Origin of the sequence: Nostoc sp. CCY 9925 (assembly GCF_963920935.1) — a bacterium.
Taxonomy (GTDB): Bacteria; Cyanobacteriota; Cyanobacteriia; order Cyanobacteriales; family Nostocaceae; genus Nostoc.
The window spans coordinates 243,621-253,215 of sequence record NZ_CAWUDO010000002.1; the positions used below are offsets into that span (position 1 = coordinate 243,621).

At 44.1% G+C, this 9,595-nt stretch carries 6 protein-coding genes and 1 pseudogene; 2 read left to right on the forward strand and 5 right to left on the reverse strand.

Annotated features, from left to right (window positions below):
• Positions 1-359 precede the first annotated feature (359 nt).
• Both ACM0OY_RS02235 and ACM0OY_RS02240 read right to left on the reverse strand, forming a co-directional pair.
• Positions 360-2,516: a polyribonucleotide nucleotidyltransferase gene (locus ACM0OY_RS02235; protein WP_414567255.1), complete on the reverse strand. Its 2,157-nt coding sequence runs from the start codon at positions 2,514-2,516 to the stop codon at positions 360-362.
• A gap of 160 nt (positions 2,517-2,676) precedes the next feature.
• On the reverse strand, positions 2,677-3,222 hold the full coding sequence (locus ACM0OY_RS02240) for an N-acetyltransferase family protein (RefSeq protein WP_414567256.1): 546 nt from the start codon (positions 3,220-3,222) through the stop codon (positions 2,677-2,679).
• Positions 3,223-3,368: 146 nt separating this feature from the next.
• Between ACM0OY_RS02240 and ACM0OY_RS02245 the strand changes: the two genes are divergently transcribed.
• The gene (locus tag ACM0OY_RS02245) at positions 3,369-6,668 is read left to right on the forward strand and encodes a DEAD/DEAH box helicase (RefSeq protein ID WP_414567257.1); all 3,300 of its coding nucleotides are present in this window, start codon (positions 3,369-3,371) and stop codon (positions 6,666-6,668) included.
• 77 nt (positions 6,669-6,745) lie between these two features.
• Positions 6,746-7,582 carry an SWIM zinc finger family protein gene (locus tag ACM0OY_RS02250; protein ID WP_414567258.1) on the forward strand — a complete coding sequence of 279 codons (837 nt, stop codon included), beginning with the start codon at positions 6,746-6,748 and terminating at the stop codon, positions 7,580-7,582.
• A gap of 7 nt (positions 7,583-7,589) precedes the next feature.
• Here ACM0OY_RS02250 and ACM0OY_RS02255 read toward each other — a convergent pair whose 3' ends face one another.
• The 3 genes and pseudogenes from ACM0OY_RS02255 to ACM0OY_RS02265 all read right to left on the reverse strand — a co-directional run.
• Positions 7,590-7,775: a PCP reductase family protein gene (locus tag ACM0OY_RS02255; RefSeq protein WP_414567259.1), complete on the reverse strand. Its 186-nt coding sequence runs from the start codon at positions 7,773-7,775 to the stop codon at positions 7,590-7,592.
• 359 nt (positions 7,776-8,134) lie between these two features.
• Entirely contained in the window at positions 8,135-9,526 is a 1,392-nt protein-coding gene (psbC, locus tag ACM0OY_RS02260) for a photosystem II reaction center protein CP43 (protein ID WP_414567271.1), read from the reverse strand.
• Positions 9,510-9,595, reverse strand: a pseudogene (locus tag ACM0OY_RS02265) (photosystem II protein D2); the annotation flags it as partial. The gene psbC and the pseudogene ACM0OY_RS02265, both read right to left, overlap by 17 nt.

The following is a 9,595-nucleotide window of genomic DNA, read 5'->3' on the forward strand; positions in this document are numbered from 1 at the left end:
TGATAGTGAGCGATTCATCGCTGATTCAGGATTATCAGGCCTAAAGTCCTGACTACAAACTTTAAATTTCTCGTAGATCAAAGGGTTTAAGACGCCTTTGTTACAAAGTTCTGAGTTAAGGCTTCCTTAGCTCAGACTTTGCGCTACGTCTATACGTATTCCCAGTTTCAGTCGGGCGAAGAGTCCCCTTCTGAAAATGTCTTTAATTTTGAATTTTAAATTTTAAATTGTTAATTGCGCTTAGCTACTTCGTATCTGCGATCAATTTTGTCTAAATTAATTTAGAGAAGCATACGGCGATGCCTTCACAGTAGGCATCGCGGATTTTAGATTCGAGCGATCTAAAATCCCAAATCGATTTAACGATTTAGCGCCGCAGCTTCCCTTGCTGCTGCTGCTTGATCTGGGTGGATACCCAAGCGTGTAAGATTAATCCGACCTTTGTTATCAATTTCGCGCACTTTGATAATCACTTCATCGCCTACTGCGACTTCATCCTCAACTTTGCCAACGCGGTAGTCAGCTAGTTGAGAAATGTGAATCATGCCTTCTTTTCCAGGCAGAAATTCGACAAATGCACCTATTGGTATAATTCGGGTTACGCGCCCTACGTAGACATCCCCTTCGTGCAGCTTGCGGGTCATGCCTTGAATGATACTGCGTGCTTTCTTCGCCTTGCTTTCATCCACAGCGGAAATTGTCACAGTGCCATCGTCTTCGATGTCAATTTTTGCACCAGTTTCCTCTGTGATGCCCTTAATAGTCTTGCCTCCGGGACCAATGACCAGACCAATCATGTCTGAATCAATCTTGATCGTTAACAGACGTGGGGCATAGGGTGAAGTTTCTGTGCGCGATTCACTAATGCAAGCGAGCATTTTTTCCAGAATGTGCAACCGGGCTGATTTGGCTTGGTGGACGGCTTGGGCAATCACGTCTAAAGACAGACCGGAGATTTTCATATCCATTTGCAAGGCGGTAATTCCGGTATCCGTCCCAGCAACTTTAAAGTCCATGTCGCCCAAAAAGTCTTCAATGCCCTGAATGTCAGTCAGGACACGCACTTCATCTCCTTCCTTAATCAAACCCATTGCTGCACCACTGACGGGTTTGAGAATTGGCACACCAGCATCCATCAAGGCGAGGGTGGAACCGCACACAGAACCCATTGATGTGGAACCATTGGAAGACAGTACTTCCGATACGACGCGAATTACGTAAGGGAATTGTTCTTTTGTTGGTAGCACAGGCAACAGCGATCGCTCTGCTAAGGCACCGTGACCGATTTCCCGTCTTCCCGGCGCACGTAGAGGCTTGGTTTCCCCGACTGAGAACGGCGGGAAGTTGTAATGGTGGATGTAGCGTTTGGATTGGTCTGTTTGCAAATCGTCGTTGAGGTTTTGGGCGTCTCCTGGCGTACCAAGGGTACAAGCGGTTAATACCTGAGTTAACCCCCGATTAAATAAACCACTGCCGTGGACTCGTTTTGGTAACAGGTCAACTTGACAAGAAACCGGACGTACTTCATCGAGTTTGCGACCATCAACGCGGACGTTATCTTCGACAATTTGACGGCGCATGAAGTATTTGGTAATGTCCTTAAATGTATTACCAAGTGCCTTACTATTTGCAGTTGCCGCAACTCGAATTGGGTCTTCTTCTGGTAGTTCGGCGATCGCAGTTGCAATTTTTTCCTTGACGACATCTAAAGCGGCATCACGTTCGGGTTTACCCAAATCAAATTGCGCCAAAATTTTCTTAATTTCGTCATTAGCGCGATCGCGGATATAATTTTCCAGTGTCGCATCTACTTCTGGTGCTGCTTCTTGCACTAGTTGTAAGCCGAGTTCTGCAACTAAATCTTCCTGGGCTTTGATTAAGTCCCGCACCGCTTCATAACCAAAGTCAATTGCCTCGATAATATCTCGCTCTGGCAATTGATTGGCTCCCGCCTCGACCATAATCACACCGTGCGGTGAACCTGCTACTATCAGATCCAAATCTCCAGCTTCAATTTCTGCATAGGTAGGATTAATGATGAAATCATCTCCTACTAAACCAACCCGGACGGCTGCCATTGGCCCGTTAAAAGGAATTTGAGCAATCAGGGTGGCAATTGAAGCACCTGTAACTGCTAGCACATCGGGTGGCACTAACTCGTCCATCGATAGTGTTAAAGCTACAATTTGTAGGTCATCGCGCAACCATGAAGGAAACAGAGGACGCAGAGGACGATCTATCAGACGGCTGGTAAGAATTGTTTTTTCTGGTGGGCGACCTTCGCGCCGCATAATTCCTCCGGGAATTCTACCAGCGGCATATAGCCTTTCTTCGTAATCTACTGTGAGGGGAAGAAAATCAATGCCTTCTCTGGCTTGCGATCGCGTAGCCGTCACCAAAACAGCTGTATCCCCTGATTCTATCAAAACCGACCCACCAGCCTGGGGAGCTAGTAGGCCTACTTTCAGTCGAATATCCCGTCCATCGAAGGATATTGACTTATCAACTTCAGCCATTCAGTTTTTTTTCCTTCTCTTTCGCTATTCTCTTTCTGTGGCAATCCTAACATTTATGCACTATGGCTGACTTCTGGTACATACAAAGTTAACTGTTGATTGATGACTGTTAACCCTCGATAGTCATCAGTCAACACTTAACGAGATCGATTGGTATCTTTCAAGGCAAAGTGCGATACAAGATCAGCGCCTCTACCACTTGCCCATTTTCTAGCTTCGCCGCACGGGGAATCCGCCCAACGATCTCAAATCCTAACGACTGCCAAAGTGTAATTGAAGCTATATTAGTTTCAAAGACCAAATTGAACATGACTGCCTCGTAGCCCAGGTTTGCTGCTATCAAGAGCATCGCCTCTCCCATGAACCTTCCTATACCCTGACCCCGCAATCTAGGTTGTACAATAAAACCAGCATTGCAAATATGGCTACACCGACCGGGAAAGTTTGGCTTTAAATAAAATGCCCCCAATATTTCTTTGGGTTTTTGTGTAGCATCCACAGTTGATGCCCTGACTACAAAGGCATCCTTGCTTAACCAGTAACTGGAAAATTCTGTTTGAGATAGAGGTTGCTTTTGAGGATAAGTTTTACCTTCAACAATTACACTATTTAATAATGCTCTCACAGTCTCCTCCTCTTGAGGATGCATATAATCTATTTCGACTTGGATGCCATTTTTTAAAACTCGAAAAATAGGAAAATCCATTAATAATGTCTCAATTTAATAGTGATTTATTAGTCTATAATTGTAATGCAATATATAACTAATTAATGATTGTTGTGGTAAAAATGTAGCAAGTAAAATCCTGGTAATTGGATTATTTAATCTTACGATAATTTGAGTAGTTAGAAATGGCGATTTTACACGGTAATTGGTTAGTAAAAAATCAAAATGGTTGTTTATTTATTTGGGGAGAAACTTGGCGATCGCCGCGAGTAAATTTGGCTTCGAGTGAATCTGAAGAAATACCATTACATCCATTGGCAATGACATCGGTTGAGTTAAACGAGTGGTTGCGTTCCCAAAATATGTCAATTGCCAAGTTTACCCAACAACCCCAAGTTGCTGTAGCCAGCACTGGGCGGACACGCAAAGCAGCTAGTAATACTGAGATTGCTTTGCCAACCCACTCCCAAATCATTGCCCTACCAACTTATATACCAGAAAGCACTGGTAAAGAAACAGCAGGAATTTTCCCCGTCCATTCTGCCAGTTTCGGCTTAGAAACAGACTCACCACAATATCTACAGCCGTGGCGAGTTGAAGGTTTTTGTCTCAACCCCACCCAAGCGATAAAATTTCTGGCTGCTGTTCCCTTAAATGCCACTAAAGGGGAAGATGCCTTTTTAGGTGGAGATTTACGCTTTTGGTCACAGGTTGCCCGTTGGAGTCTCGATTTAATCTCTCGGTGTAAGTTTTTACCAACCATTAAACGACAATCCGATGGTTCTACAGTTGCTAAGTGGCAAGTACTCTTAGACAGTGCTGTAGACGGCACGCGCCTAGAAAGATTTTCTGCCAAGATGCCGTTGGTTTGTCGCACATATCAGGAGGGAGATAGGGAGAATAACCAATGCCCAATGACGCCACTTGCTTCAAGTCGGCAAAGCCGCCCAACGCAGTGGCTCCCCAATGCCCCATGCCCCATATATGTAGACTTCCCTACAGAACCCCAAGAATTGTTGCTGGGATTTCTTAACAGTACGATCAATACCCAAGTGCGAGAGATGGTGGGTTTACAATCGCCGATGGAAGGCAAAGCGATTGTGTCCTTACCAGCTGCGGTGCGAGAGTGGTTGCCAGCTTTAACTAATGCATCTAGTACAGTCAATGCAGATGCAATTGAAGTCGAACGACTAGAAGCGGCACTTAAGGCATGGACTATGCCGCTACAATATCAGCTAACTCTGAAAACTCTGTTTCGCACTTGTTTTCAACTGCGTTCTCCGGAGTCTGGCGAAGCAGATTGGACATTGGCGTATTTCTTGCAAGCAGCTGACAATCCAGAGTTTTTAGTGGATGCGGCAACAATTTGGCACAATCCAGTTAAACGATTGGTATATGAAAATCGCACAATTGACCAACCGCAAGAAACATTTTTGCGGGGTTTGGGGCTAGCTTCCCGATTGTATCCAGTCCTTGCACCGAGTTTAGAAACAGAATATCCCCAATCTTTTCGTCTCAGCCCCATCCAAGCATACGAGTTTATCAAGTCTGTGGCTTGGAGGTTTGAAGATAGCGGTTTGGGAGTAATTTTACCTCCCAGTTTGACGAACCGTGAAGGATGGGCAAACCGTTTGGGTTTAAAAATTACTGCCGAAACTCCAAAGACAAAGCAAGGCCGTTTGGGGTTGCAGAGTTTGTTAAATTTCCAATGGCAATTGGCAATTGGTGGACAGATAATTTCCAAAGCTGAATTTGATAAACTTGTGGCTTTAAATAGCCCCTTGGTAGAAATTAATGGCGAGTGGGTGGAGTTGCGACCCCAAGATATCAAAACAGCCCAAACCTTTTTCGCTTCCCGCAAAGACCAAATGGCGCTTTCTTTGGAAGATGCTTTGCGTCTGAGTACAGGAGATACCCAGGTAATTGAAAAATTACCGGTGGTTAGCTTTGAAGCCTCTGGCGCATTGCAAGAGTTGATTGGGGCGCTAACCAATAATCAGGCCATTGAACCTTTGCCCACACCAGCCAGCTTTCAAGGACAGTTGCGACCTTATCAAGAACGCGGTGCTGCTTGGCTGTCCTTCTTGGAACGTTGGGGTTTGGGTGCGTGTCTGGCTGACGATATGGGATTGGGAAAAACGGTGCAGTTCATCGCTTTTCTTCTACATCTCAAAGAACAAGATGCACTAGAAAATCCAACACTGTTAGTTTGTCCAACTTCGGTTTTAGGCAACTGGGAAAGAGAAGTCAAGAAATTTGCACCAAGCCTGAAAGTTTTGGAATATCACGGCGATAAACGTCCTAAAGGAAAGGCGTTTGTAGAAGCAACAAAAAAACATGATTTAGTCATTACTAGTTACTCGCTGATTCATCGAGATATTAAATTATTAGAGAGCGTTCCTTGGCAGATAATTGTTTTAGATGAAGCCCAAAATGTCAAAAATTCAGAGGCGAAGCAATCAAAAGCAGTGCGGCAATTAGCGGCGACATTTCGGATTGCATTGACGGGTACACCAGTAGAAAATAGACTGCAAGAATTGTGGTCAATTTTGGATTTTCTCAATCCCGGATATTTGGGCAATCGGCAATTTTTCCAGCGGCGATTTGCTATGCCAATTGAAAAGTATGGGGATACCGCTTCTTTGAGTCAATTACGTTCATTGGTTCAGCCATTTATACTGCGGCGATTAAAAAGCGATCGCGAAATTATTCAAGACTTGCCAGATAAGCAAGAAATGACGGTATTTTGTGGTTTGACTGCCGACCAAGCTGCACTTTATCAACAAGTAGTAGAAGCATCTTTAGCAGAGATTGAATCTGCTGAAGGATTGCAACGTCGGGGAATGATTTTAGCTTTACTAATCAAACTCAAACAAGTCTGCAATCATCCAGCACAATATTTGAAACAAGCCACATTAGAACAACATCATTCAGCCAAACTACTGCGTCTAGAAGAAATGTTAGAAGAAGTTTTAGCAGAAGGCGATCGGTCTTTAATCTTTACTCAATTTGCTGAGTGGGGTAAGTTGCTGAAACCTCATTTAGAAAAACATCTAGGACGAGAAATATTCTTTTTATATGGTAGCACCACTAAAAAACAACGCGAGGAAATGATAGACCGTTTCCAACACGATCCCCAAGGGCCACCGATTATGATTCTTTCTCTAAAAGCAGGTGGTGTAGGATTGAATTTAACACGAGCAAATCACGTATTTCATTTTGATAGATGGTGGAATCCGGCAGTAGAAAATCAAGCGACAGACAGAGTATTTCGGATTGGTCAAACCCGCAATGTGCAAGTACATAAATTTGTCTGCACTGGCACTTTAGAAGAGAAAATTCACGACATGATTGAAAGTAAAAAGCAACTAGCCGAACAAGTTGTAGGTGCAGGTGAAGAATGGTTGACTGAACTAGATACAGACCAACTTCGCAACTTACTAATTCTTGACCGCAATGCAGTAATTGACGAGGATGCAGAATAAGTTCGTAATCAACTAAAAAGTAGAAACTAGAAAGTCAAAACCAATCCCCAGTCCCTTTTACTTTGAGCGAAGTAACCATGACCAATTATACCCTTCAGGCAAGTCGAGAATGGTGGTCACAACAATGGCTAGATTTACTAGATTCCTATCGCTTTAAAAAGCGTTTGGAACGTGCTAGAAATTATGCACGCCAAGGAAATGTTTTAAGTATTGATTTTCAAGGTGCAAAAGTATTGGCTAGGGTACAAGGTAGTGAAGTAGAACCTTATAAAGTTTCCCTTTCCCTTGAACCTTTTAGCGATGAACAATGGGGTTATGTCATTGAAACTATGTCACAAAAAGCAATTTTCGCTGCCAAATTATTGGCGGGGGAAATGCCACAAAACATAGCAGAAGTTTTCACAGCTAATGGTCTTTCTTTATTTCCTTTTACCCTTGCCGATGTCCACAGTAAATGCTCTTGTCCTGATAAAGCCAATCCCTGTAAACACATTGGTGCGGTATACTATCAGTTAGGCGATCGCTTTAGTGAAGACCCCTTTGTGCTATTTCAATTACGTGGACGCACTAAAGAGCAAATTATCAGCGATTTACGGCAGCTACGTAGTGGCAAGATAGAAGCCAACACCTCAGAAACATCTGATGTTGAACAATCAATTACTCATAACAAATATTCGGTAAAAATAGACTCTTTCTGGCAATATAATGAGCCACTAGAGTCATCCTTGGTAGTAATTGCACCCTCCAGTAGCGAGACAATATTAGATGTTTTGGGAGTAATTCCTCTAGCGAAAGAAGAGGAAAATTTAGTAAATTCAACTTCCACCGAGGTGGTAATGAAATATTTGAATACAGTTTACACAGATGTCAGCCAGAAAGCTGTTTTAGCAGCAATGAATGTGGGAGGAAGCTGACTCGATTTTATTGTCCAAACTCAAGCCTAGCTTGTTCTACCAAATCACCCGTCACAACCTCTTGCTGAGCTTGACGAGCCAAGGCTTCAATTCGAGCTTTCGCCTGAGGACGAACAAAGAAGGGAATATTTTGCAATTTTTCTTTAGCTTCAGATGTCCAGCGCAAAGCATCGATAAAATTCGATTCGCTCATAGTATTAATTACCTCGGTAGATTACTTTAGACCAATACAGTTCAGTTAAGCATTTTTTCCTTCTCTCTGTGTCCTCTGTCTTGGAAAGTTCTGAGCGGAGGTTTCCTCCGCTCAGACTTTCCGCTGCGCCTCTGCGGTTCGTTAAAAAACTGACTTTTACAAAGAATTTTAGCCTTAACTGAACTGTATTGTACTTTAGACTACAATCAATCTTGTTTCTTCCTTTACGCATGTGTGAGGTAAAAATAATGTATTTTATTTACCTCAGCTGTAAATACTATTTTTATAAAAAAAACTCTTGCTTTGATGCAAGAGTCTGTAAACTATTTGATTGTCAGTGATGAAAGAAACTTTGTAACCTAGTCGAGGAAGTCCATCGACATTACTGGTTCATTATCACGGTTAATACCTTTTTCAAAACCACCAGCAGCTGCACGAGCGCGACCAGCGTGCCACAAGTGACCAACTAGGAAGAAGAATCCTAGTACGAAGTGTGAACATGCCAACCAAGCGCGAGGAGACACATAGTTGAAGGAGTTGATTTCGGTAGCAACACCACCCACAGAGTTCAGAGAACCCAGAGGAGCGTGGGTCATGTATTCAGCAGCACGACGAGCTTGCCAGGGCTGAATATCATTCTTGATTTTGTCCAGGTCTAGACCGTTGGGACCACGCAGAGGCTCCAACCAAGGACCACGGAAATCCCAAAAGCGCATGGTTTCACCACCGAAGATGATTTCACCGGTTGGAGAGCGCATCAGGTATTTACCCAAACCTGTGGGACCTTGTGCAGAACCGACGTTAGCACCCAAGCGTTGGTCACGAATCAAGAAGGTCATGGCTTGAGCTTGAGAAGCTTCAGGACCAGTAGGACCATAAAATTCGCTGGGGTAAACAGTGTTGTTGTACCAAACCATCAGGGAGGCAATAAAGCCCATCAGGGAGAGGGCACCTAAGCTGTAAGACAGGTAAGCTTCACCAGACCAGATAGATGCACGACGTGACCAAGCAAAAGGCTTGGTAAGAATGTGGAAAATACCACCAGCAATACAGATAAAGGCAATCCAGATGTGACCGCCGATGACATCTTCCAAGTTATCGACGCTGACAATCCAGCCTTCGCCACCGAAGGGAGATTTGATCAGATAACCGAAGATAACCGCTGGATTAAGTGTGGGATTAGTAATAATCCGAACATCACCACCGCCTGGTGCCCAGGTATCATAGATACCACCAAAGAACATTGCCTTCAGCACCAACAACAAGGCACCGCATCCCAAAATAATCAGGTGGAACCCGATGATGTTGGTCATCTTGTTCTTGTCTTTCCAGTCGTAACCAAAGAATGAAGAGTATTCTTCTAAGGTTTCTGGACCACGGACGGCATGATAAATACCGCCAAAGCCAAGGACTGCTGAGGAAATCAGGTGGAGTACACCAACAACAAAGTAGGGGAAGGTGTCAATGACTTCGCCGCCAGGACCAACACCCCAGCCCAAAGTGGCAAGGTGAGGCAGAAGGATCAATCCTTGCTCATACATGGGCTTTTCAGGAATGAAGTGAGCGACTTCAAACAAAGTCATTGCTCCAGCCCAGAATACAATCAAACCAGCGTGAGCAACGTGAGCGCCCAGCAGTTTGCCAGATAAGTTGATTAAACGGGCGTTACCAGACCACCAGGCAAACCCGGTAGATTCTTGGTCGCGTCCAGCGCCGCCTAAAGCATTTGGTCTATTAGAGAGCGTTACCACGTGGTAATACCTCCTCAGGGAATACAAATTGTTCGTGGATTTGATCTTGAGGAGCCATCCAAGCGCGGA

Bases quoted from the DNA above. Each gene is read 5' to 3' on its own strand.
- ACM0OY_RS02235 (WP_414567255.1), bottom strand. From the start codon at position 2,516: ATGGCTGAAGTTGATAAGTCAATATCCTTCGATGGACGGGATATTCGA.
- ACM0OY_RS02240 (WP_414567256.1), bottom strand. From the start codon at position 3,222: ATGGATTTTCCTATTTTTCGAGTTTTAAAAAATGGCATCCAAGTCGAA.
- ACM0OY_RS02245 (WP_414567257.1), top strand. From the start codon at position 3,369: ATGGCGATTTTACACGGTAATTGGTTAGTAAAAAATCAAAATGGTTGT.
- ACM0OY_RS02250 (WP_414567258.1), top strand. From the start codon at position 6,746: ATGACCAATTATACCCTTCAGGCAAGTCGAGAATGGTGGTCACAACAA.
- ACM0OY_RS02255 (WP_414567259.1), bottom strand. From the start codon at position 7,775: ATGAGCGAATCGAATTTTATCGATGCTTTGCGCTGGACATCTGAAGCT.